Below are 24476 nucleotides of genomic sequence, written 5' to 3' on the forward strand. Positions count from 1 at the left end.
GTCTGGCGACAGGCAAGCGAGGGTGTAGCGGTAGGCGCGGGACAGGCCTTCCTCGCCCTCCAGGCTTAACGGCAGTAGCTGTTCGGTGGCGATCTGGCCGGAGCCAAGCTGCAGCGTCAACATCCGGTGGTCTTGGCCAAAGGCGGAGGCGAAGCTGGCCAGCAGTGCATTCAGATCCATCAGGCTCCCAAATAAAAATACCCTCGAAAGAGGGTATGTTATTGAACTGAAAGGGGATAAGAATTCTATGATGTTGAGGGGGTACCAACAACTCGAATTGTCGGTAATGGTTGACATGACTGTACTAAAGTACAGGTGTGTTGTTGGTAGGGACTGGATGATTTTCTCAATACTGGGGCACTAATGTGCTCAGTACGTTTTTTGAATCCAGTGGTACTCTAGAAATAAAAATGGCCCCCAAACCTGGGGGCCATCTTTCTCACGGCGTAGGCTGCGTGTGAAATCCCAAAAATCTAGAAAAGTGGGAAAAATCTAGATCTTCGTGGGATCCTACTTGTAGGTGGATGAATAACTTGAGAAACCTCAGCCTTTCCAAACAAGGCTTTACGGTCGGCATGGCCGCATAAAATGGGAAAACATGATGCGTAAATTAAGAATTTACGCTCGTAGCCTCCTCAAGCAGAACTGCGGAGGTAGCAGAAAATCAGGCCGTCCCATCAGACGTGGTCACCATGGACGAAAGGCAACTCAGAAAACTGCCTACTAAGTAAGACGATTTTAGCCTGTTTTCCCTGATGGGAGTAGTCAATCTAAGACGCTTCAGCATTGCCTGAAGGCCGGGAACGCTGAGGTGTTTTACCTGCCATTTCAGCGATAGCCATCTGTAGATTATGGCCTAGTTGCACAAGTCGAGCGTGTACGACCTCCTGGGCTCCCGCACCCTTTCGACCAGCGACGTGGGCGGTGGTGGGCCATGAGGCCGCAACAAAGTCAGTAACGAGTGCAATTGCGCGTGCCGCTATCAGCCGCCTCACCCCGCTCTTAACTTGGCCACAAGCCTCCGCAATCGCCTCTCCGGCTTCCAGTGGCATGACGTCTTGGCCGGCCGACCATTTTTTCAACCGACCATGTGAGAAGGAGGCACCGACGCCCCCTCGCAGCTGCATGGCAGTTGCAAGTTCTGCCAGCGAGTCGCAAGACATGGAAGCCAGGGCCTCCAAAAGCCAATTGCCAATCGGATGGTGCAGCGGATTGGCCAATGCATCCAAGCGGTCAAGAGACAACTCTGCTCGTTCTTTGAACACTGCAATGAGGCGCTCGATTAGGCTCGCCCCAAGGACGGCGTTCAACAGGCGCTCAGCAAAATGGTACTCCGCTGGCCTCATCCCAGGGACTTGCCTTGACCACCAAGCATCCACATCATTCAGGAGATTATTGCCACAATGATGGCACGGGACTTCTATGGCCAAAACACCAGAAGTAACCCGCATGGGGAGCCCCTCAAGGACCTGAAACATAGCAAGAATGTCCGGTATCAAGGGGCCATCCAGTGCACTGCCTGCGAGCTTTTCGAGGTAATCCATCGGAAAGCCCAGGCGACCAGCCAACACCTGCTTCGTCGTTCGACTGGGATTGTTCTTTCCTCGAATCAGGTTCTCCAGATTCTTGTAATCACTTCCTGCCTCATGCCGGATGTACGCTTGGTGACTCGCATGGTCAGTGACCAGTCGAACAAGGAATTCAGGGTCGGGAGCCATAGAAATAGCGGGCTCAAGGTGCAGCATTCGACCGTAAGGACCGAGTGCACGCAGAACCTCAACCGGCCGAAATGGCGGGGTAAGAAATTCGCCAACAGTCATATCGGAAATGCGTTTTGGGGCTGCACTCGGGGCTGGAGGCAGGTTTTCCATGTTGCGGTACCGTCAGCCGAAAAAGCGGTGAGAGCATAGCGTACGTCCAACAGGACGCCCACTTAGACTCTTCACATGAAAGGAAGCCATCATGGCAAATCGTACCTACTCCGACTCCGACAACCCGAATTGGCCGAGCCGTACCGGCAACCCCTCTGGTGGCGGACGAGGGAATAACCCTCCGACCAAGAAATAACAATCGGGGCATGGCCGGCATCATCTAATTGATGGGGTTGCCTCTCGAAAAGACCCATATGGCACGTAGTAGGCTATATGGGTTTTACTTATCGTTGAGAGGGGGCCTAGAACCGCTTCGATGGCAGCTCCCCCGGGGCACAATGATAAAGCTGTTACCAAATTGGATAAAACTTGCTATCACGAGCAGTAATTCTGTACCCCATTGCCCGGTATCCAGCCTGACACATCGCGACCCGCTCCGGGTCAGCGCTGGGCCGCTCGAACCGCAGCCAATGCCTGCTCCAATGCATCGAAGCCGCCCTCCTTCGAACCGAGGAAGCGAATATCCAAACCGTCCGACGTCGAGAGGTTGAACTGGCTGTAGGCACAAATGGGAAGTTGGCGGTTGTTCTTGAAGCGCTTGTCGGGGCCACCCTTCTTGTTCACGTACTGCCATGTCTGGTCGATGATGCGGGCATCGCCCGGGACCGACTCGCTCTCGACGTACCGCACGAATTCGCTGACACCTTGGAGGCGTGCGTAGTCGACGGCACCGACGGACTTCCCTTGAAAGGCTAGGACGCGGTCAGGAAAAAACGCCAACGTGGTACGCTCTGCGGTCAGAACGGGGACAGGGATGTTCGCGACGACCCCTGGAGCTTGGCCCAACGTGAGGCTAGCGGCACCAAACTTCAGACCTTGGCTTGCTCCCGCCGAATACTTCGTATCGGCGTAGCGTGACGTGGTGGTGATGGACTTGAGCTTGCGCGCCGCCGCGGCATGGGAGACGGCACCGGACAACCGCTCGAACAAGTCGCTAGTTGCCTGGTCCGGCTCATAGAAAAGCACGGTCAGCTTGCGCATCTGGTCGCGCCAATACACCCAACCAATCAACCCTACGCCAATGACGAAGGCCATCGGTCGAATGAAAGACGGCCATGTCTCGCTGACGGGATAGAGCATGTAGAACAGCAGCAAGACCGCAACCGCGGCCATGGGCCACAGTGGAAGCTTGGCACGCTGCTCGTTCATTGACTGCAGCAGCGCGTCGCTGGTGGAGTCGCGCAGTTCGAGGACGCTCTTCGTCTCATGTTCGACGGTGGCGACAATGTTGGCGTCGGCGACAACTTGCACGTCCTGCGGGCGCCCAGGCATCACGACAGGCTGTGCCCCAGCAGGTTGCCGAGCGTTCAAGCTCTTGCGATAGCGGAAGCCACCCACGCCGCCGCTGATGTACGCGCCGCGCGGCCCGGTACCGATACGAAGGCCCGGGACTCCAACCGACATGCCAATGCCGGAACCGGAGAAGTTGAAGCGCACTGCGCCAAACTTCACGCTACGAGAAAAGCTGAGACCCATACGTCCTCCTTGATGACTGTTGTACCCTTCAGTCGAGGGCTGCTTCAACGATATTGAGTTGGTTGAAGTTCTACTTACCGGCCGCGATGGCAGCCTCCAAAGCGTCAGCTGCCGCGCCGTTCACAGCGTTCGCGGGCTGCCCAGCTTTCCACGTACGAGTTTCGACGAGAGACGGGATTCGCTCGATAGCGCCAATCGGCTCGATGCCCATTGCGGCCAGGCGGTCGAGCAAGTCCCGAAGTACCTCGTCCTTGCGAAGCGACCAGGTCGAAGCAAAGCAGCGCCAGAACGTCCAACCTGCCCGCTCTAGGACCCGTTGCCGGCTCATGTCCGCAGCCCACCGGTCGGGGCCGTGGAACTCGTCTCCATCGCACTCGATGGCCAGTCGGCTGTCGTCGGCCCCCTCCACCACCATGTCAATGCGGAATGAACCGGCCTTGACTTGCGGCACTACGCGGTAACCCCGGCTGAATAATGCGGTGTAGACCTCTTTCTCAAAGCCGGATTCGCAATCCTCGATGAGGCTCTTGGTCTCTTCGACGCTGCCATCCAGCGGCTTGGTAAAGTGCTCCAGCATCCCTCGACGCAAATCCACGTGAGAGAGGTCCGCCAGATGGACAGAGCGAACGAGGTACATGCGGTCCCGCGCGCGGCTGGCCGCAACGTTGAATCGCTGCTCGAAGGTGTTACCCGACAAGGCCTTGCAGTTTGTTGGGTCAACAACCATAGACAGGAACATGATGTCCCGCTCGCTGCCTTGGAACAGGCGAGCATCTCCGCACTCGAACTTGCGGTGCAGAAGCTCCACGGCGCTCACGCGGGAACGAACCAGCGTGTCGATGTACTTCGCCTGGTCCGGGCCCAGCAGCGACACGACGCCAAGCGTCCGTCCCGCGAACTTCGGGTCAGAGACTAGGGCGGCAATCTCCTCAGCTATGGCCTGGGCCTCGAGACGGTTCTCATCCTTGACACCGCGCTTGCCGCCTTCTACGTAGATGTCAATCAGCGGCGGGTCGAGGCGCTCGGAGGCCTTGGGGATGCGCAGAGGCTGGATGAACCCGTCGTAGAACCTGTTGCTGTAGGCAATGATGGGCGGCACACACCGGAAGTGCTCTCGCAGCATCACCTTCTGGGCAGCGAACACCGTCGAGGCGACGTCGTAGAGCGACTTCTCGGGCGTCAGGACGGTGGCGAACGGCTGGTCGGACAGGAAGCGGTCCTTGAGCTCCTGGATGCGCACCGCGGACATGAAGCCACCGTCCGGCGAGACCTGCTTGTCGTCGCCAACGACCAGAATCTTCTTCCCACGTAACACAGCAGGCAGCGCCCACAGGTCTGATTGGCTGGCCTCGTCCACGATGACCAGGTCAAAGCACCCGAGCTGAGACGGCAGCGTTTCGGAGACCTTGGCATGACTCATGACCCAGCACGGGACCGCACCCTGCGCATCGTTCATCGCCTTCTGAGCATCCCGACGGTGCCGAGTCGCATTGGGGCCGGTGCCCATGCCGATGCGCCGGACGGCCGTGCGGTAGGTCTCCAGTGCAGACAGAACCTTTGGAGAGGCGCCCAGCTTTGTGGATAGCCATGCCGACTTGGAAACGAGGTCCTCATACAGGCGAGCCAAGCCTACTTCCAGGTCCCGCCGGCGCGCAGCCAGCGTTCGAAGCTCCTCGCGAGCTTCAATAGTGTCCAGGTGGTTCTTGACCCGTGCCCAGTTCCAGGCGTCGCGCCAGGTGGTCGGCATCGCCTTGTCATCGCCGGAGGCCTCAACAGGGATGCTTCGAATGCGCGTGGCCAACTTCTGCCCACCTGCGCGTTCAACTTGGTCTGCCAGCTGGTTGACCACAGAGAGGTCGTGCGCCAGGCCTTCAATGCGCCGAACCTCACCAACAAGCTCTGCGTACCGCGCCACAGCACGTTCGACCGGCAGACGCGCAGCACCGAGGTCGTTCTCGACAAAGGCCCGCAACGACTCGGAGGCCGGCCCGGAGGTTCCCGCGAGCTTCTCTTGGAGCGTCGCGAGCGAGGTGGCCGCTTTGGCCAGGTCGGCGCGCGTGAGATGGTGACGCAGGTGCTGCTGCACCTCCGCAAGTTCCGCTGCGGACCCCTTCAGTAGTGCCACGGGCGCTTGCGCGAAAACGCGCTCGGCATGGGCCGGCAACTTGGCATCGAACTGCGTTGCCAGCTTGTGCGCTTTCAGTGCGAGGGTCGTGACCAGCTCGATGTTGCGCAGTCCAAAGACTCCGCCGCGTACCGCTGGTACCGACAGCACATCGGCGAACTCGTTCCAGCGAACACTAAAGGACAGCACTTGCGCGTGAAGCTCGACGTATCGCTGCACATGGCCCCAGTCCTCTGCGCTCGCCGGGCTCAAGCCGGCAACCTTGATAGCAGCAACGTGTTCCTTCGCTGCGCCAGCCCCGAACGCCATCATGCCGAACGGCTTGCCCGTGCTCGCACCCCGCGTAATGGCCTCGCGGGTCTTGACCGAGACCAAGGCTTCCTCGGGCGCCTCAACGGGACGCTTCAGGAACGCGGCGCGCGCTTCGGTAAGGGCTTCGACCTCGCCGACAAGCGCCTCCAAGGCTTCACGCTCGCTTTGGAACGTTGGCAGGCCACACTTCTTACGAAGCTGGTCTGTCCAGACCTCGCCGGTCGCTTCAAGCTCATGGGCGAGCTCTTGAGCCTGCGCCACAAGGGGCAGGAGGCTGCGCGCGCCATCAAGCACATCCGGTGTCGAGGAGCGAAGGGCAAGCAAGCGACCCTGAGCTTCGGTCTCTTCGATTTCCCGCATGTCCACCAGCGCCTGGTGCAGCTGGCCAACATCGGCGGCCGGTAGCAGCCCTGAGCTCGAGGGGGTACGCGCAGAAACGTAGACCAAATCCTGTCCGAGGCGCCGTCTGGCTTCGCGAAGAGCTGCGGCCTGTTCGCCAGTCAGCGGCGGGGCATTCTCTGGAACAAGAGAAATGGTGTCGTCGAACCAGCCATGCTGCTCATTGCCGTGGAGCACAAGCTCGGCCATCTTCTGGGCTCGCATCGGGACGCCATCGACTTCGACGTCGGACAGCTGCGACTGGGCGATTTCATCGACACGGCGGTCGATGGCAGCGAGCTCCACGTGCGCCCGCTCGATGGCGCTCTGGAAGGTACGAATCTGCTCCCGGACGACCTCAGGGTTCAGCTGCGAGACGTTGTGGATGATGGCTTCAATCGACGACTGAAACTGCCGCATCCCTTCGCGGTCGCCTGCCAGCAGAGCAACCGTCAGCGGCTGTACTTCCTTGGGAATCTTCGACTGCAGGACTTCGAGGGCTTGCTCGCCCTTCGAAGTCACGAGGACCTTCCGCCCAGTGGCTAAGTAGTGGCAGACGATGTTGGCGATAGTGTGGGTCTTGCCGGTGCCAGGAGGCCCTTGCACCGCGACGCCATCGGAGCGCTCAAGTTGCTCAACGATGGTCACCTGCTCCTGGTTGTACGGCAAGGGGAAGTAGAGCTCGCGCGGCTCGCCCTTCGCGCCGGCGCCGCCGGTGTAGCCAGACAGTCCTCGGAAGGCCACCGGCTCGTAGGTCATTTGCTGGTCCGACGGAGGGGTCACCAAGGCCAATGGGCCGAGCGGAATCTCGCAGTTGTCGGCAAGACGCCGCTTCAGGCGCTCGATGTCTTCGTGCAGATAGTTGTTCGGCCGAGGGCGCGAAAGAACCACCCAGCTGTCGCTGACCACCAGTTCGTCGGTCGGCGTCGGGAACGCTTCGATGCCGTTCACGAACCGGCCCTTCTCATGCAGGTTCCCGGCGACCAGCTTCAGGAGATGCTCGTAGCTGCCCGGGTCGAACGGAGTCACGGGGCGGTCGGCACCTTTGGCGAGGGCCTCACGGGCGGCACGCTCGACGTCCGCGGTGCTCGGAAGCAAGCACGCAGCAAACGCATCAAACTCGAAGCGAGGGTCAACGGACCGGGGGCGCAGCGCGATGGCAAGCGTAGTCTCGTCCAAGGCCAGCTCCATGGCCTGGGTCAGAAGCGGGTACTGGAAGTCCACCGGGGTACTGCCGAAGCGTTCCGCATAGTTGAGCTTCCAGGCAGCAACACCAACACCCCAAACCAGCTCGTGCGGCTTGGCGGTCTCTTCGGATTCCAGCTGGTGCTTGATGGCGAACAGGTCGCCGTAGAGGGAAATCGTCTTGCGGCGCGGAATCTCACCCGCAGCCCAGGCCGCCCACAAGGGCGCGTACTGCGCCAAAACTTGTTGGGACGACGACCGCCACCGAGCTTCGACCAAGGGCCGCTGCTCTGCGGACTTGGTCTGGCTTTCTGCCAAGATGCGGCTCTTGAGTGTGGTCTCGTCAATCCGTGGTGCGGCACCTTCCGGGTTGTCGCTGACGACGATGACTCCCTTCCACTGTTCCGCGGGCAGAGCCGGCGGAGCCTTCGCCTCCAGCCGTGCCACGCGCATCCAGATGTGGTCACCATCCAGCTTAATGTCGAAATCAACGCCCGGGAGTCCTTGGAGGTCAGGCCTCCCCTTCAGAAAGCCCTTGTAGCCCTGCAGCTTGAAGCCACGAGGGTCGATTTCTTTGTCTTGCTCCAGGACGTAGTCTAGGAGTTTGTTCAGCAAGCTGTTTGGGCTCATCGGCCCTCCCTGTTCATGACGCGCTGGTCCGGTTGTTGTCTATGGATTGCGAGGTCAGCAAGTTACATTTTGATGCGTTGGGCGGCAATGCTCCTGTGCCCAACCTCGAGAGGCGCTACGGGTTGACTTGCTCCTGGTCAACAAACCTCCCGTGGGCCTGCAGCGCGGGTAGCAGGTGGGCGTCCGCGTAGGCACAGCCGGAGGCACCAAGCGCCTTCTGGCCCTGCTTATCGGCCGCCTCTGGCGTGTGCCCCTTGCCCTCCGTGAGCGTTGCCAGCATCAGGGAGTAGCCCGGCTCCCAGGCCGTGAGGCCCGCGAAGCTTGTGCGCATGGCAGACAGGATGCGCATGCCGGACCAGTCCAGGTCGCCCCAGAAGAAGACTGGCGTGGAGTCTTTATCGAAGAGCCAAGCCTCGAAGCTATCCCGAAGGTTCTGGCTAATGCCGCCACGAGCCGCGTAGAAGAGGGAGCACCCATCCGGCGTACGCAGCCGCTGAGCACTTCCCTTGAACCCCGACGCGTAGACCAACGCCAGCCCGTCGAACGCCGAACTCGTCGAGCGAAGGGCTCGCTCGAAGCTCATGAGGTTCTCGATGAACAGGATGCCCCGGTAGCCCGCCGGCGGCAGGAACACTTGCAGCTGAATAGGAGACTCCGGAAACGGGCACTCATCCACGCCCAAGAGAGCCGCGACCAACCCTTGCCGCTTGTCTAGGACCTTCGACATGCCCCAGAACAGCTGAGCCGACACCTCACGAAGCAGCATGGGCTTGCCGGCGAGCGCGGGAAGTCCGTTCAGCCGTTCGACGACCTCGGCCATGGTCCGGTCCGGCATGTCGATGCAGAACTCAGAGACGGCCGCCTTGACTTCGTCGGACCCATGTAGCCCCTCGCGGACCGCTTCACGCCAACGCTCTACCGCGGACTTGACGCGCTGCGCGCGGCCAACTGCCCTCCGCACCTCGGCCTCGTTGGCAACCGTGACGCGAGGCGAGTAGGAATAGCCCGAACGCGAATGGAGAGCGCCATCCGGCTTGACCGCAAGCCATCCCCAACGCACCAACTCGACGGCATGACTCCAGAGGTCTTCCTTCTCGGATTCGCGCTGAGCCTTGTAGAGGGCTGGCCAGGTTCGCTCACCAAGAGCGACGGACTGCGCCCTGGCGCTACCCCGCTGCTCGGCCGAATCGAGTCGGTCCACGAGCAGGTTCAGCAGCTGCTGAACGGGCGCCGACTGCAACCAAAGAAGTTCCTCCTTCATTTCGAGGCTCCCGAGACCTCTTCAGGCTCCGCGGCATCAAAGAGAAGCTTGGCTTGCGAACGAACCTCTTGACGCTGTGCTTCCCAGACTTCGCGCATGCGGTCCTTCTTGAAGATGCGCTCGTCGCACTCGGAGACGAAGTCAATCTCACCGTTATCCGGCACGTTCATTCGGCTGAAGCTGAACTCGCGGTCGAACTCGGGCCGCAACGCGCCGGCGTGCTTCGTCGGCATGGCACTGACCAGCTGCAGGCCCATGCTGTCTCGCAGGTACCGCAGAACTGCACGCGCGCGCGGCTCGTCCATGCGAGAGAAGGACTCATCGCTGACCAGAAGCTTCAGGCTGGCGCCCTTCTCGAAAAGGCGCAGGCGGTTGGTCACAACGGCGGCGCGCACAATGTACGCAGGCGTCTCCAACTGACCACCCGAGCCCGTGCCCCACGTCGACAGGGCGATGCGGCCGCCGCTGTCCGAGTCATTCCAGATTTCGTAGCGTCGGTAGTTGCGGTAGTCAGCGATGCGTAGCAGCTCGCGCCCTGCTTTGTCCTGGTCTTGGTCCAGGAGTAGCTTGACCAAGCGGTCACGAACCTCGATGTGCTTAGGCGAAAGCTCCGTCTCACCGAACAGGTCCACCGCTTCCGGCGAATCGGCCAGCTCCGCGACGGCGGAGAAGAAGCCGTAATACTCTTGGAATTCGGGCTCCCACTTCGACCAGTCGATGTTGAAGCGGTCGGTGCCGAACTTCAGCTTCTCGAGCTCGACGTTCAACTGGCGCAGCATCCGCACGCCTTCGTCGACCTTGCTCTTGATTTCAACGCAGAACTGTTTGGTGAAGACGTCGTGGAAAGAGCGTTCCGCTTCCTCAATCTTCGCGCGGTTGTTGTACAGGCCGATGCTCTCGAGCTCGTTGTGAAGCGTCTTGACCGAGCGCCCGAGCAGTACCAGGGGGCCGTAGTAGGGGTCGAAGGACGGCGCATCCGTCAGGTGCGGCAACGCAGACTGAAAGCGTTCATCAGTACGAACAGCAGCGTTGTACTCCGCCAGCATCTCGCGCACGTCGCCCAAGAGCTTCTCGGGTTGCGTACGCAGATGGGTAAGCCGGGCCTGGACGGTAGGGACTTCGTACGTGTGAGACGCAATGAGGTCGTCCACCTCTTGAGCCATCACCGTGTACGTCTTCTCTGAGTTCGCTTCACAGAGGTGCTTCAGGCGGCGAATCTGGTTTTCGCGCTCTTGGAAACGAGCGTCCCGGCCCTCGTTGATGCGCTTGATGGTGCCCTCCGCGGCCACGATGCGCTGTTCGGCCAGCGTGACGGTCTTCTTGGCCGCCTCGATTTCCAAATCATGTACTCGGATGAGTTCTTCCAATCGAGCCAGCTCTACACTCAACTGTTCGACTTCAGTCAAGTCGAGCTGCGACAGCGTCCGACGTGTAGCGTCCAGGTCGCCGGCATGCTGCGCCAAGGGCGCCGCATCAAAGGACGGTTCCTTCAGCGAAGTGAGCATTCTCCGAAAGCCATCTAACGTGCCTTGGGATTGGGCCAGCGCCTCGATGTCACGGTCAACTGTTTCCAGCTTCTCGGTGGTGGTCTGCAGTGCTCGCTCACGAGCCTTGCGACCAAGTACAAAGTCGCGTCGTTCGCAGATGAACATCGTCATCGCGCCGCTACCCTTACCATCCTTGGTGAGGCCGCGCGGGGTCCGCCGCAGCTCCTCAGAGTCTGCCACTTTCACGACAGACCCGAACTGCTCGATGAGGTAGGCCCGCGCAATAGGGTGGTCGGTGCGCAACTCGTGGATGATGGAAGTGCCCGGCACACGAGACTGGTCGGCACGCTCCAAGCATCGCTTTCCTTGAACGACCTTCGAGCGCGAACCCCAGGACTGCAGGAAGTCAATCGTGCGGGCTTCCCAGTCTGGCTTGACGATGAGGTTGAAGCGCGCGCCGTCCATGTAGCCCTCAATGGCGCCTTGCCACTCTTCGGACACCGGCTCGACGAGGTCGCACAACACCTGGACACCAGCGTCGGGCAGCCTCTCTCGAATGCGCTCCAGCGCGAGGACGGTGTCCCGGTTGTAGTTGCCCGCACCGGCCGCAAGTCGTTGCTTGCGGTCAGCCAGTTCGCCGCGCTCCTTCTTCGCTGCCTCGACGCGCTGGCCGAGCGATGCCGATTCGGCAGCAACAGCCATAAGCACACTACCCTCGGTACCAACCAACGAATTGTGCAGCTGGCTCAAGCCGGCGTCGATGCCATCAAATGCAGGGGCCAGCTGAAGCAGCTTCTCTACTGACAAGACGTCATCACGGTTCGCGTCCACCACGAAATTGAGCAGCCCGGCCAGCCGGTCCACATTGGTGGATGCAAGGGCCTTGGCCACGACATCTACAGACTCGCGCAGCTTCGGGAACTGTTCCGGCACCGGCCGCTTAACGATGGCGTCGCCGGAGTTCTTGATGTGTGCCGCGGCGAGGAGAGCTACATGCAGCTCCGCGAGCTTACCGCGCGCGGCCGATGTCGCCCGCTCAAGGCGTTCGTCAAGCGTCTTCTTCTCGGTATGGGCCGGAATGCCGCTCAACTTCGCTGCGATATTAATGCGGGCGCTATCAACGTTGTGCTTCAACTGTGCTTCGGTCTTGGCCTTGAGCTCGTGCTGGTCGACCAGCGCTCTGTCGTCCTTGATTTTCTCCCGCTCCGAAGCGATGCGCTCTTCGTCGGCGGCCAGCTGCATTTTGGCTAGGAGCAAATCATATTGAACCTGCTCTTCGAAGGTGGCCGTCGTCTTGCCAATGACTTCCTTAAGCTCGCGAAGTCGAGTGACAGTCGCTTCGATGCGTTTGCCTTCAACCTTCAGGTTCGTCACCTGGCGCATCAGGTCACTGATGCGAGCGATGCTCTCCTGCAGCTGCTTGCCGTCGAACTCCAGAATGTCGTCGCGAACCAGGTCGTGCACCGAACCGATGGGTTTGTAGGCAATCGACTGCGACCATGCCCGGGCCGCGTTCTGAGCCTCGTCCCAGGGAATGGACACGCGCCCGCGGAACCGGCCGTAGAGGCCACTGAGGTAGTCTCGCTTGTGGTCGTCGTAGGTAATGACCTTTGGGTACTTGGCCTTTAGTCGCTTAACGATGTCTTCGACCGGCACACAGATACCTTGGTCCATGTCCTCAAAGAACTGTTCGACCGACAGCGCAGCGTCGTCGACGATGACCAGGACGAGACGCTCCAGCTTAGCGTCTCGCCGCTCTCCTGAGCCGTCCACGCGTGCCGAGGCTGCTACGAGCGCAGTGAACATCTTGGCAGAACCGTCCTCGGGACCCGGACGAAAGACCGCTGCGAGGTAGCCCTGAGCACCTGCCGGCCGAGAGAAGAGGCTGTACTCGGCGCCGACCACGAAGGATTCAAGGGTGCGCTTGGACTTGCCACGGCGATGATTTTGCTGGACCTCCTCTTGGCCAGGGTTGTAGGCCACGATGCCTTGGTAGGCTGCCGTCATGATGGTTTGAAGACCATCGAGCATCGTCGACTTGCCCGCACCCGTTGGGCCAGTGAGCAGCGTCATGTTTCCCAGCTCGTAGTTTCCGGGCTGCAGCTGTCCCCAGTTCACAAGCACCAAGCGGTCGAGCTTCATTGGTCGGTCTCCTCGACGGACGTTTCTTGGTCAACCACGCCTTCTGCTTCCAGAGCTGCGCTCAGAGCGTCGTTGGACACGATGCCCAGGATGGTTGGCCGGATAGCGAGCAGCGCGTCTTCATCCGAAATCGAAAACTCGGCCGTGTAGCTGAGCAGGCGATGCCGCTTCAACTCGGCCAGCAAGGCCATCTTGTCGCCCATGCCGCTCGGCAGAGGACGCTTCAATTGCGTCTGCATGGTGGCCGCGATTTCTTCGAAGTTCACCAGCGCTTCGCCCTGCGGCTGGATGTCGCCCATGTTGAGCTTGTTCTGGTAAAGGAAGCGCAGGGCAAGGGCCATCGCAACGAAGTCGGGAGACACCCGGGCCCGCAGCGATGGCGTCGGCTCCAGGATGTCCTCCGGCAGCCCATCGACTACGGCGCCCGCAACGTAGAGGCGATAGAACTGGTTATTGCTGTCGTGGTGCAAACGGAAGCCAGCGATGTCGAAGTAGTCCTCCAGAAGACCCTCGGCTCGCCTTGCGTCGTCATACAGCAGCTGCTCAACCCGGTCCTCCTCGCGCACGATGGCACCGTAGGCCATCAGACGGTTGATGATTTCCCGAAACCGGTCTGGCTTGATGTTGGCAAGCGCGAGTTGTTCGTTGATGTGCGACAGGAGGCTCATTTTTTGAGGTCAATCTCGTAGTCGTTGCCGCTGTAGAGCTCATTCTCCAAGCGGGTAGGTAGCTTCTTGATGGACAGGTCTGCGCCAACCTCGCTTCGAACCGCCTCCACGGCCTGCATGGCACGGAGGGTGTCGCGGGCGGTGGCCGTTGGGAGAGCTGAAACGCGAATGGGATGCTGAAAGATGCGCAGGTCGCTCCGAAGCAGCTGGGCAACCTCTTCGTTGGGGATGGAGAAGGCCTCCGCCTCGGCGCGGGCCATGGCGGCGGCCAGGCGCTCTTCGCGAGAGGGCCGCGGCCGAACGGAAATCGTGACAGCCTTGCGGCGCTGAGCGGCTGTCCGGAGCTTGAAACTCGCAGGGTCCAGCAACCGTACCTCCGCCGGTGCCAGGAACTGCCCCATGTGCGCGAGCAGCAGGTCCTGTTGTTCCTTGGGGGCCTCCGCGACCTGCTGAATCGCAGCGAGGTAGGCATGCCGGGTCTGGCCTGCGCGCAGCATCATCGACTGCAGCGCCAAGCCATTGACCCGCTTGAGGTAAGTCTCCATGGCCTTCAGGAAGCCAGGCTGCTTCGACTGGCACGCCGCATCAACGATGTCTTCGATGCGGGTCAGGAGCCAGTCATAGACGGACGTGCCCACGTGTTCCTTCACGGCCCAATGGGCGACGTCTCGCAGCTGTTCGTCCATCCGCTTGAACTTGGCCTCGGGGACGAGGCGAAGCCGCTCCAGCTTCTGCACAATGGCCTGCCGGTTAAGCGTTGCGTTATCGGCAGTGAGCTGCTTGGAATAGTCACGCTGGAAGCGGTCCAGGAACTCGACGAACTCGCTCCATTGCGTTTGCACCGAGGCGGTCTGCATCAGGTGCCGGACCAGCTCCTGGAAGTAGTCGATGCCATCGGTCAAGTCCTCGATGACTTTCTCGGCGTACTCGTAAGCGTCGACTAGGTCGTGCGCGTCACCTCGGTCGGACAGTGCCGCTTCCAGCGCATTGCGACAGCCCCGCATGTTCCGTTGCCGGCTGCGGCTCGGGCGGTCCAACGACCAGAGAGCCTCCGCGAACAGCTTCCCAGGCCGAGAGAATCGGAAGGCCGTGACGAGACCGGTGCGGTCGGCGAACTGCTCCAGCCAAGCGTCGGTCAGCAGTGCCCGGATGACCATGCCGACGAGCGCCTGCGGGTCATCGGCCTCCGCACCGCTCAGCTCATCGTCGCTCCCCTCTTGCGCCTTGACGTTTTGGTACTGCTGAACGACCGGCAGCAGGAGCTCACGCAGCGCGTCCCGCGTGAGGTTGTGGGCATAGTCGGCCATGGGGCCGTGCAGTCGGTCATAGAGTGCCCGCAGGCAAGCAGCCACAAGCTCCCGGCGGGAGTTGTTCAGGGGACGGAAGAACCGCTGACGCTCAGCCTCAAAGAACACAGGATGACCCGCTGGTGGAGTCATGGATTCCGGCAACAGGTCAGACGGTATCAAGGCTGATGGCTCCCATTGGACCTTGCCCGGTCCATGTACTTTTGAAGTATTATCTTCAAGGATAACTTATCTTACAAGATAACACATGAGCATGTCACTCACCCCGGCGCAGCTGCGCTTGCGGGACATGGAAGTGCTGCTTCGTTGGGAAGGCGAAATTGATAACAGTCGCCTGCGCGAGGTGTTCGGCATCCAGTCCGTACAGGCCAGTCGCCTGCTAGCAGCGTTCTTGGCGGAATTCACCGATACGGTCACGCGAGCCACGCCGTATGCGCCCATCACCGCCACACAGTCGTTCCGACCAAGGCTGGCCGGCAACAGCCCTGACGAGTACCTGCAGTTGGTTCAAAAGCTTGGCGCCTCACACATCAACTCCACGGTCGAAGACCTACGACTTGATTTGGCACCGGTCCGCCCAGCCCTCTTTGCCGTCATCACCCAGGCCTGCCGTAGACGCGTAGGGCTACGCATCCGCTATCGGTCGCTGGCAGCCCCAGAAGGCCAGGACCGCCTTATCTACCCGCATGTGCTCGTTCGAGCTGCGCGCCGGTGGCACGCTCGTGCATGGTGTGTACAACGGCAAGCCTTTCGGGACTTCGCGCTAGGACGTATCGCGCAAGCAGCTCTCGATGCTGAACCAGCGCCGGCCGCCGCGCAGACGGACAAGGACTGGTCCGAGTTCGTCAACCTAGTCGTGCAAGCTCACCCGGGTTTACCGGACGGGCAAGCCCGGCTTCTTCGGGACGAGTACCTAGGCGGCGAAGAAAGCAGAACATTGCGAGTACGCCGATGCTTGGTTGGGTACACGGTCCAAGACCTCCGCATTGCCACCGAGCCGGCCAGACAGACACCGCCTGAGTACCAACTAGCGCTTTCAAACGCCAGGCACTTTGTCGGAGAGTTCGGGGTGGGTGGGAGCTGACCGCCATCACGAGCATTGAGCCCTCTATAGAGCCAACCAAACACATTGGACATGACTGACGACTTCGAAGACGCATTGCCAACACGGCTAGAAGACCTTGAGACGCTGGCGTGCGCGCAAGCGGCAGCCACTGATGCAGAAGCGAATCCACGACCGCCGATGCTCACCGGTCCAAAGCGCCAGCACTTTCTCCCTCGCTTCTACCTAGATGGCTTCAGCCGTGGCGGTCTTGTCGCGGTATTTGACCGTGAGAAGAACGAGATTCGACACCAGCAGCCGGTGAACACTGCGGTCATCGGGCACTTCTACACGATGGAAGATGCCGAGGGTCGGCGACGCTTCGAACTGGAGGCATTGCTTTCGGAGTATGAGGGGAAGGCCAAGCCGGTCATCGACAAGCTGGTGGCTGCCGCGCCGGACCTTTCGGCTGACGAGCGGAGAGACCTGTCAATCTTCATCGCATTGGCTGCGACACGGACCCCGGACATGGTGCATTCCGTGCAAGCTCTGAACGGGGAGATGGTCAAGCACACAGCCAAGGTTTTCTTTGCCGACGTTGACCAGACCTTCGCGCACCTGCGTGTCGACGAAGAGTTTGCGCAAGAGTCCGATGACGAGCTGCATAAGCAGGCGGAGTGGATGGTGAAGATGGCCCAGACCGACGGATTCGTCGTAGAGACTGACGAGAAGTGGGCGGTCGGTCGTGCCATCGAGATGGCACTTGCTGCTGCCCCTTATTTCGCTGGACGTCACTGGCGCGTGGTTCATCGGAACAACGAGAAGCTGTCGTTCATCACGTCGGACTCGCCCGTCTACCTCAACACGGTGGTCCCGCGGCCCACATCCGTGTACGGGGTCGGATTCGGCAGTCCAGACGCCTTCATCTCGTTCCCACTTCACCAGTCCTGCACCCTCGAGATGTTCGGCGACAGCGGCACCCTTGAACACAAGACAACAGGTCGCGACTACCTGCGGATGGCCAACCTGCACTTTGCCAAGCGCTGTCAGCGGTTCGTCGTCGGACGCGACGAGGCGTTGGTGAAGTCGTTGACGGAAGAGCTTGGGCTCGCCAGCAAGAAGTGGCAGCCAAAGTTCAGGGCCAACTGACCTGACACGCGTCAGCACCTGTGCGACTACGCCAAATTTCGGTGCCAGTCCGTTATTACGCAATCACTGTCTCATGGCAACTCAAGGAGGGTGCCAGGCTGATGGCTAGCTTAAACGGTCTGATTCCTGTCGGATTGCCCCATCAAGCTGGGTCATTTTGTCGGAAAAGTGTGCTATTCGGCGTGTTTTTGTCTGAATTTTGTAGGATTCTGACTGTGATGCAGGGGAAGACGCCACGGTAGGTGTCCAGCTCCAGGCTTGGAGAAGGACAGCGAGGAGGGGGATACCAGGGGTCAGGTACTGACTCGTGACGGCCAGATAGTCACGTTGGCTTCCTGACTTTACTGGCCCGCTGCCGTGGGGAAGCAGTCCTCGTCAACATGAGGGGATTGATACTCGGGATGGGAGCAATCGTCTCGAACCACGATTCCCGCCCCAAGACGCGAACAACCTGAATAAGCGTTCGTAGCGACGAACCACCGCCAGCCTCCAGATTTCGCAAGGTACGAACGCTGATGCCCGCACGTTCTGCAAGCGTTGCCTGGTCGAGGTTCCGATGTATCCGGAGGGTCTTCAACCGCTCCCCCAGCGCCACCTCCATCTCGTCCACCGTTTGATGCCTGGGTTCGTTGCTCGTCGCCATACATTGCCTCCAGAAAACCGCCCGCAACAACCGGCAATATTATTCCTTTTATCACCGGACATCACCAATAAGTGGCATTTTTTTGCCGATTATTGCGAGGGGTGATGCACGTGGCTCATGGTAACGCCCCTGGCGCACCAACCCCTTCCACATAGCGTTCCAGGATTCACATTTCATGCCCCCGACGATGCCTATACTCTGATGCAAGACCTGCATGCTACCCGCCGCGCGCAATGCCGCTGGGCAGAAGGGCCGCCCCATCCATCGATGGGCTTCGGTGATGCAGCGATTGCCGCCTGCGCGGACGAGGTGCTAACCACCAGCGCGCAGGGGATACCGGACTCTGGGGGGAAGTTCTGAGACATCCGGCGCGCTGGCGAAGGCAGAGGCGTGGAACGAAAGTCTGCCGGGCGAGGCCGGCTCCATACCGTAGTAGTGTGGGTGGCGGCTGAGTGAAGGCGTATCCCAGGCAAACCTGCCAGGGAGGGCTGGGCTCAGCCTCACCACCCGTAGGTAAGCTGAAAAGTATGCACTTGTTTGTCTGGCTGAGCCCTTCAGGCAGGCAAGGGGGTAGAGAAACCAGTCAGGTCAGTCAGTGGGGCTCCGATTTTCGGACGTCCACAATTGGCGCCATACCCTCATTGAGCCGGGTATGCGGATACAAACAGGTCCTGACCAGCCCTTGCACCAATGACCGCAAGCCTTCCCAGGTCAGCAATACGAATCAACCCACCACGAGAAGCCCCATCGGGCAGAGGCCGCGCACCAACCAGCTCGATACCGGGCAACAGCTTCGACAGCGCTGACGACTTTGTGCCCATGCCGCGCGCCAGGTCTGCCAGAGGAACATAGGTTTGCCGGAACGTCAGCAGCTGGTGAGGCAACACGACTCGACACGGTCGTCCTCGCAGCAAAATGGACTCGGACTCCAGTAGGCCCTCATCAATCCAGTAAGCAATGCTCTCCCACTTCCAGCCGGTGAACTTCGAAAGCTGCTGAATCGACATCCCCGCTTCGAGCAAGGGGGTTCCGAAATACACGGCCACGTCGCACCGGCGGAATACCATATCGCCGAGCCGACGACCGCACGCAATAGCCTTCACCCTGCCATCAGCAACGGCCTGCATCACGGTCTGAATAGCCTGCTTGTCGCCCATGCGTCTGCTGGTCAGTCCCGCCCACGTGAGCGTTTCGTCCTCGCCGACGGCATCGGACTCCGCCGACTCACGAACGCGGGTGACCAGGTTCGAGATGGAGCAAGACTCTACCAGCCCGCCTTTCAGAAGGTCCTGGCGCCAGTTCATATCAGCGCGAATCACACCAGCCGCTATCATGTGCTCAAGCACCGATTCCGGCACACCAGCCAGTTCGCAGGCCTGTGCGCCGCTCACCCATTCGCTGCGTCGTTGCTGGATACGTTCAACCTCGGAGCGGGGAAGTTCATAAACCAAGCCGCGGGTCCCCATGCGACGCGTCCGGTAACCGCATTCCCCAGTCTGGATGGCCTTGTGTAACCGGGAAATACTGACACCAATCGCTTTGGCAGCATCAGGTGCACGCAAGTAGTCTGTCACGTCCTCCGCCATGGTTTTCGCCGAGTCGAGTCCGAGGATGCCATCGAATCGCTCAGCAGCGACTTCGATGATGACCTGGAGGAAGGGCTCGAGTGCCGTACCCTGACAGAGCTTTCTTAGGCCGATGTACCATGGGCCAAGCAATGTATTGAGTGTTCGGGCATCCTGCTTGCCGGCCGCGATTCGACGTTCTACATGTGCCTGGAAACCTGTTGGCCAGTCAGCAAGCAGCGTGTCGAGAGGGGCGAGGAAATCAACCGCTTCAGTAATGGACTTTGGAAGCGCAGCACTTCGATGGAAAGTCGGGCGTGCCAGGTCAGCGGACAAGCAGAGCGTCCCCACAACCTGCCCCAGCATAATGAGGTCAACCCCGCGCAGTCCAGGCTCGACACTCCCCGCGTGTTTACCGCCGCTGGCAATCAGCGTCGACAGCCAGTGCTGCGCTCGGGTGGATGCCACGCGAGGCAGCATCTGCAGGTCATGACCACATTCACACCGGTCGATATGGTCGCGATGCGGCGACAGCAACTCGCCACAGTCATCGCATTGGTCGACAAGTCGGATGCGATGGTAAGAACAGGCGGTGACATAGGCGTGCTCCCAGTCATGCCGCAGATAGGCATCCTCCGCCAGGCAGGCCGGGCAGACAGCGTCGGCCTGGGTCCGATGCAAACGCCCCCAGCTTCGGCAGCCTGCATCCTGCTGGCTCGCAAAATGCGCCCACTCGTTCTCGAGCCCAAGCTGTCCCGCCACAAAATCAGCATGCCCCAGCAACGCACTGCGGCTGCGTTGTACACCAGCAAGCCCGGCCAGCTCACGCCAACCCGATAATACGTTAGCGGCAGCAAGCCGCCGGTAATAGCCCAGCCCCGATTCATCTTCCCGGGGTCCATACGTCACAACCAGACTCATTGGACACCTCGGAGCGGTTCAGGGATGAGTGGCACCGCCAGGTCGTTGTCGTTCATCACCTGCACAAAGGCTTGGTGGAGAGCGGCTGGCGCGACGTCACCCTGCAAAACCTCGGGGTTCTTGAATGCGGGGAAGTGGCGGGAACCCGCCGCTTCGATGGCATTGGCGGCGGCCTGGCAATCAGCGAAAGTCAGCGACCGCGGCGACTCATACGCCATCTGACTGGCCAGCTCCTGCATGCATCGACTCACCACACCAATCAGGCCACCACTGAGCAGGTAGCACTGATAAGTCAGTACGGGCCCCGGCAGGTCAATCGGATAGCCGGATTCGCGAAACAGGTTGGCATAGGTTGCCACGCAGCTATGAAACGCCTTCATGTGCTCTGGAATGCGGGAGTCGTAAGGCAAAAGCCGACGCGGCGCCGACGTCCGCATACGCAATTGCTCGTTGTGCTCGAACAAACGCTCGAGGCGGGGCACACCGAACAGAAACAGCGTCAGGTTGAGGGCATCGGCCAGCGTCTTGAGCCAGTCACCCGCCGCACGGGGGGGCACGCGAGCACCGGGCTCCACCAAGTGGCTCGCTTCTTCAAAAATGACAACGCGCGTACCCGCCAGTTTCAACTGGTCCAGCATGCGGTTTCCCATGGCGCCCGACGTGATACTGCGCTGCACTGGTAAGCCGAGGGCGGTGAGCACGCAGGAAGGCAGCAGCAGGGGTGAGACTGGGGTGGGCACCGGCACGACCAGCACAGGAACATGGCGACGACCATTTACCTTCGTTTCTGGGAAAGGCCGGCTGAGCGCATTAATGAGCATCGACTTGCCGACGCGCGATGGCCCCACCACCCGCTCGATACGGCTTGCCGCGCCATCCATGGCGTCCTCGATACGCTGCCTGAGCGGCTTGAAATGCTCGAGGAACTGCGGGTGCGGCAGTTCGCAGGTTTCGATAGCGATGCGCAGTTGCTTGGCGGGTGTGGTCATAGCAGTCCTCCACTGTCACGAGCGAGAACCGGCAACAGCTCCACATCGTCAAGCAACGGTACTACCGGCGGTGTGGCGGCGGGCGCTGGCGGGGTGTCTGATGGCCAGTCGGCGCTGCGCGCGGCTACGGTTGGCGGAGGCATAGGGCCTGGCTGCTTGGATGCACGCGTCACGGCACGCGCGTGCTTTTCCCGTTGGGCCGTTTCGCGGTTGCGTTCATGCTTGCTGGTTTTTTTGCGTTTGGGCGCCAGTGAGTCCGCGACCACCTGCTCGTGCAATGCGTCCTCGAACTTCTGGGCCTGCGGGGCGAGCTCGAGGCTAGACTTCTGGAGTTTCAAACGCTCCGTGGCCTCGCGCATCGACCAGGCGGGCGTTTCAGGTCGGACGTGCTCGTTGACCAGCGTGACCAGCGGCCGCTCATCGCCATCATCCACGTAGACGTAACGAAAGTCGTCCGGGTCGTAGAGCACGTGCACCACTTGCCCTTCGCCATGGCGGTGAATCAATGCGGGCAAGCCGTCGCCCTTGTAGTTCATACCCTCCACCGTGATGCCGGTCTTTCGACTCAGCGTGCGTTCCGTGTGTTCGTAGAGTGCCGACAGCCATTCCGCGCGCGACGGCGGCAGGGAAATCGCGTAGCAGGACGATTCGAAATGTTGCCAGCGCTTGGCCGGAGTCTCTCCTTTGACGGCGGATTCCGTGAGGACCACCTCCCAGGTCAAACGGTCGAGTGGCTGGTGAATCCATTTTTCGTACAACCAGCGCACAATCCAGCGCTCGAGCTCCTCGAGCGTCATGAGTCGGTCTCCCAGCGCGATGGGGTCGCGCTGCCCATCTTTTCCTTCGAAGCGCGTGCAGCCCGCTAAGGCCTCCAAAGCGTTCTTGAGCGATAGATTCAGACGCTCGATGAAGGGCTTCTCCTGCCCGGCGCGGGCGCGACAATGTCTGACGTCGACCCCGAGCAGCTCCAGCTTTTCGATGCGCCAGGTTTTGGTTTCGGCCCCGTTGTCGAAGACGAGAAGACCGGGTGTGCCACACGCTGCCCAGGTGCAGTCGATACCGAGGGCGGCCAAGTATGTGAGCCTGACGGGCGCCATGTACATCTCCGCACAGGCCAGCGAGTCGGTGTCGGTGGGCGCACCCACAACCAGCCTCCACCCCATGGGATGGCCCGTGCAGCAATCAATCGCATGCACCAGCCAGACCTGGCTGCTGACACCGCTCGGGGTCTGGATGACAAAGGGCAGATGAAGCGCATCCTGCTCCACCCGCTCAAAGGGCATTTCGACTCGGATGCGCTGTTTCGCAATGGCGGTTCCCGCTATGGCCTGGCTTGGCAGCATCCGGTCGTCGTCGGGGTTCGCTTGGACAAAACGCCGGATGGTGTTCCTGACGAACTTCCGGCTAATCTTTGGACAATCCAGTGGGACAAGACTACCCCGTACCGCCCGATTGACCGTGTTGGTCAAGGTTTCGAGTGACCAGCGCGATTGCGGGACCAGATAATGCAACTCCGCCAGCGTGCAAATCGTGTTGATGACTTCCTGGGAGTAGCGCGGCGAGCGGTTGCCCTTGTTTCGGTCACCGCGCAGCACGGGCAAACCGGCCAACTCGCGTTGGCGGTAGCGGTACATCGTCGACTGCGGAGGAAAGGGCTCCGACAGCGGCCCCGCTTCATCGCGATACGCTTCGGCTGCGTAGTGGTACGCCGCCGCAAAGCTCACGCCTAGCTGCTTCTGGATGCCACGGATGCGCCGCATTGCCTCCTTGATGACATGGATTTTGTTGTGAAGCTTCGTGTCACTGTGTTGGGCTGCCTGGCTGAAGCGTGGTTTGCCCGCACGCAACAGCGTGAGCTTGCCTGCGTAGAGGTCCGCCGTGAGCGTTGCCACTTCCACATAGCGGTCCGCACGCTTGGCGGCATCGAAGACTTTGACACAGCCGTCACGCGGGCGCGGGTCGAGCACCTCAAGATAGGCGTCGAGGTTCATCGGAGGCGCCAGCCGGTCATTCTGAAAGAGGGTATGCATCATCGTTCCACCTCCTCCAACAAACACAGATGGCTCAGGTCACCCTGCGCGAGCGAGACCTCGAGCGTGCCGCAGATAGGGAAATGGGCCACGTCCGCCGTCAGCAGACCGCTGACCAGCAAGACCGGCATCAGGCTGGGCAATAGCTGGAGGTCTTCGCACAGGGTACGCACGGTGACCGGCCCCGCTTCACAGCGGTCTCTCACGCGTTCGACCAGCTCAGCGGTAAGGTAGGTATGACGTTGATGCGTTGCCTGCTTGAGGAGCCGCACGTTCATCCTCAGCGGATGGGCGGTGTTCGCCGGCATGACCCAGGTGCGCAGCGGGTAGCCATTGGCCGTGAGAATCGGGCGGGCGCGCTCGATTTTCTCCCAGTACGCTTCGTCCCCCTCGAAGCCCTCTAGCTTGACCTCAACTGCATAGCGCAGCCCGTCTTGCCAGTCGACGCTGAAGTCGGGGGTGTAGAGTTTCGCGCCCGGCAGTTCGCGATACGCGTGCCAGGCGGCACTTCGGGCTGCTTTGGTCAGCAGCAGACGCTCGTCAATCAGGTCGACACAGAAGGGTTGCGGCTGAAAGCCGCGAACGCGTGGGTCAATCTCAAGCAGATGCGAAACGAAACGCTCAGCCTCCTGCTCAACGTTGATGTGCCCGTTCGCCTTCTCGCTGTACGTCCCCAGCTTAGCTTTGCCATAGGTGGGGGCCGGATGTCGGACGCCCGTGTTGGCATCATCCACCCGACCGCGACGGCCATAGGATGCGGGTGTCCGGCTCATGACACACCTCCCCTGGAAGCTCGGCATGACAGAACGCTCTGGCCACGAGTCCTGGCACGCGCAATGACGCTTACAGCGGAAGGGCGATACGGGAAATTTGTAGTGCGGGTTTTGCTCAACATCAGGCAGTCAACAGAACGATAAACCGCGCAGCTTATCTGAGTGTTTTGAGGAAAAATAGATGCATTTTGGCCGACGTTACAAGCAATAACGCGGGAAAATATTGATTTGACAGAGTGAGTTTCGGCGAAAATTTTTTCCCCGTTACGCGCATGTAACGTTAGCGTTACAAGGTGTAGTGATGGCGTCGCACGGAGTGATGAACCCATGCTGCAGCACTCAAGACAATGTGTGTTAAAACGGGAAATTGCGTGGCAGACCAACGAGCCTGCAAGACGAACTCGGCCAGGTTTGTCGTGATGGCGAACAGGGGAGTATTCAGCTACTAAGCCCCACCGCTGC

Annotated in this window: 15 protein-coding genes; 2 read left to right on the forward strand and 13 right to left on the reverse strand. The window is 60.5% G+C overall.

The features are described 5' to 3' along the window. The 8 genes from LQR33_RS16335 to LQR33_RS16370 all read right to left on the reverse strand — a co-directional run. A partial coding sequence (locus LQR33_RS16335; RefSeq protein ID WP_231469724.1) for a hypothetical protein occupies nt 1-180 on the reverse strand: 180 nt, incomplete at its 3' end. A 590-nt stretch (nt 181-770) separates the two neighbouring features. Next, nucleotides 771-1871 (reverse strand): hypothetical protein, encoded by a 1101-nt coding sequence (locus LQR33_RS16340; protein ID WP_231469726.1) that lies wholly within the window; start codon nt 1869-1871, stop codon nt 771-773. Between the two features lie 441 nt (nt 1872-2312). Next, complete coding sequence (locus LQR33_RS16345; protein WP_231469728.1) at nt 2313-3407, reverse strand: DUF4236 domain-containing protein; 1095 nt, start codon at nt 3405-3407, stop codon at nt 2313-2315. Nucleotides 3408-3477: 70 nt separating this feature from the next. Beyond that, entirely contained in the window at nt 3478-8037 is a 4560-nt protein-coding gene (locus LQR33_RS16350) for an AAA domain-containing protein (protein ID WP_231469731.1), read from the reverse strand. A gap of 115 nt (nt 8038-8152) precedes the next feature. Further along, nucleotides 8153-9298, reverse strand: coding sequence for a Wadjet anti-phage system protein JetD domain-containing protein (locus LQR33_RS16355; RefSeq protein WP_231469733.1), 1146 nt, complete (start codon nt 9296-9298; stop codon nt 8153-8155). After that, nucleotides 9295-12927: an SbcC/MukB-like Walker B domain-containing protein gene (locus tag LQR33_RS16360; protein WP_231469735.1), complete on the reverse strand. Its 3633-nt coding sequence runs from the start codon at nt 12925-12927 to the stop codon at nt 9295-9297. Before LQR33_RS16360 ends, LQR33_RS16355 begins: the two co-directional genes overlap by 4 nt. Next, on the reverse strand, nt 12924-13595 hold the full coding sequence (locus LQR33_RS16365) for a DUF4194 domain-containing protein (protein ID WP_231469737.1): 672 nt from the start codon (nt 13593-13595) through the stop codon (nt 12924-12926). Before LQR33_RS16365 ends, LQR33_RS16360 begins: the two co-directional genes overlap by 4 nt. After that, nucleotides 13592-14902 carry a Wadjet anti-phage system protein JetA family protein gene (locus tag LQR33_RS16370; RefSeq protein ID WP_231469739.1) on the reverse strand — a complete coding sequence of 437 codons (1311 nt, stop codon included), beginning with the start codon at nt 14900-14902 and terminating at the stop codon, nt 13592-13594. The genes LQR33_RS16365 and LQR33_RS16370 overlap by 4 nt, the downstream gene beginning before the upstream one ends. A gap of 247 nt (nt 14903-15149) precedes the next feature. Between LQR33_RS16370 and LQR33_RS16375 the strand changes: the two genes are divergently transcribed. Both LQR33_RS16375 and LQR33_RS16380 read left to right on the forward strand, forming a co-directional pair. Then, nucleotides 15150-15986, forward strand: coding sequence for a WYL domain-containing protein (locus LQR33_RS16375; protein ID WP_231469741.1), 837 nt, complete (start codon nt 15150-15152; stop codon nt 15984-15986). 51 nt (nt 15987-16037) lie between these two features. Next, a complete protein-coding gene (locus LQR33_RS16380) occupies nt 16038-17093 on the forward strand; it encodes a DUF4238 domain-containing protein (protein WP_231469743.1) in 1056 nt (351 codons plus the stop codon). Between the two features lie 322 nt (nt 17094-17415). On the opposite strand, the gene LQR33_RS24420 is transcribed toward LQR33_RS16380, so the two are convergent. The 5 genes from LQR33_RS24420 to LQR33_RS16400 form a co-directional block, all read right to left on the reverse strand. Then, nucleotides 17416-17736 carry a helix-turn-helix transcriptional regulator gene (locus tag LQR33_RS24420; RefSeq protein WP_378076702.1) on the reverse strand — a complete coding sequence of 107 codons (321 nt, stop codon included), beginning with the start codon at nt 17734-17736 and terminating at the stop codon, nt 17416-17418. A 638-nt stretch (nt 17737-18374) separates the two neighbouring features. After that, complete coding sequence (locus LQR33_RS16385) at nt 18375-20222, reverse strand: TniQ family protein (RefSeq protein WP_231469745.1); 1848 nt, start codon at nt 20220-20222, stop codon at nt 18375-18377. Then, complete coding sequence (locus tag LQR33_RS16390) at nt 20219-21211, reverse strand: TniB family NTP-binding protein (protein WP_231469747.1); 993 nt, start codon at nt 21209-21211, stop codon at nt 20219-20221. Before LQR33_RS16390 ends, LQR33_RS16385 begins: the two co-directional genes overlap by 4 nt. Beyond that, nucleotides 21208-23244 (reverse strand): Mu transposase C-terminal domain-containing protein, encoded by a 2037-nt coding sequence (locus LQR33_RS16395; protein WP_231469749.1) that lies wholly within the window; start codon nt 23242-23244, stop codon nt 21208-21210. Before LQR33_RS16395 ends, LQR33_RS16390 begins: the two co-directional genes overlap by 4 nt. Next, a complete protein-coding gene (locus LQR33_RS16400; RefSeq protein ID WP_231469751.1) occupies nt 23241-24014 on the reverse strand; it encodes a Tn7 transposase TnsA N-terminal domain-containing protein in 774 nt (257 codons plus the stop codon). The genes LQR33_RS16395 and LQR33_RS16400 overlap by 4 nt, the downstream gene beginning before the upstream one ends. Between the last annotated feature and the right edge of the window lie 462 nt (nt 24015-24476).

This window comes from Chromobacterium piscinae (genome assembly GCF_021129175.1).
Taxonomy (GTDB): Bacteria; Pseudomonadota; Gammaproteobacteria; order Burkholderiales; family Chromobacteriaceae; genus Chromobacterium; species Chromobacterium piscinae.

Bases quoted from the DNA above. Each gene is read 5' to 3' on its own strand.
- LQR33_RS16340 (WP_231469726.1), bottom strand. From the start codon at position 1,871: ATGGAAAACCTGCCTCCAGCCCCGAGTGCAGCCCCAAAACGCATTTCC.
- LQR33_RS16345 (WP_231469728.1), bottom strand. From the start codon at position 3,407: ATGGGTCTCAGCTTTTCTCGTAGCGTGAAGTTTGGCGCAGTGCGCTTC.
- LQR33_RS16350 (WP_231469731.1), bottom strand. From the start codon at position 8,037: ATGAGCCCAAACAGCTTGCTGAACAAACTCCTAGACTACGTCCTGGAG.
- LQR33_RS16355 (WP_231469733.1), bottom strand. From the start codon at position 9,298: ATGAAGGAGGAACTTCTTTGGTTGCAGTCGGCGCCCGTTCAGCAGCTG.
- LQR33_RS16360 (WP_231469735.1), bottom strand. From the start codon at position 12,927: ATGAAGCTCGACCGCTTGGTGCTTGTGAACTGGGGACAGCTGCAGCCC.
- LQR33_RS16365 (WP_231469737.1), bottom strand. From the start codon at position 13,595: ATGAGCCTCCTGTCGCACATCAACGAACAACTCGCGCTTGCCAACATC.
- LQR33_RS16370 (WP_231469739.1), bottom strand. From the start codon at position 14,902: ATGGCCGACTATGCCCACAACCTCACGCGGGACGCGCTGCGTGAGCTC.
- LQR33_RS16375 (WP_231469741.1), top strand. From the start codon at position 15,150: ATGAGCATGTCACTCACCCCGGCGCAGCTGCGCTTGCGGGACATGGAA.
- LQR33_RS16380 (WP_231469743.1), top strand. From the start codon at position 16,038: ATGACTGACGACTTCGAAGACGCATTGCCAACACGGCTAGAAGACCTT.
- LQR33_RS24420 (WP_378076702.1), bottom strand. From the start codon at position 17,736: ATGGCGACGAGCAACGAACCCAGGCATCAAACGGTGGACGAGATGGAG.
- LQR33_RS16385 (WP_231469745.1), bottom strand. From the start codon at position 20,222: ATGAGTCTGGTTGTGACGTATGGACCCCGGGAAGATGAATCGGGGCTG.
- LQR33_RS16390 (WP_231469747.1), bottom strand. From the start codon at position 21,211: ATGACCACACCCGCCAAGCAACTGCGCATCGCTATCGAAACCTGCGAA.
- LQR33_RS16395 (WP_231469749.1), bottom strand. From the start codon at position 23,244: ATGATGCATACCCTCTTTCAGAATGACCGGCTGGCGCCTCCGATGAAC.
- LQR33_RS16400 (WP_231469751.1), bottom strand. From the start codon at position 24,014: ATGAGCCGGACACCCGCATCCTATGGCCGTCGCGGTCGGGTGGATGAT.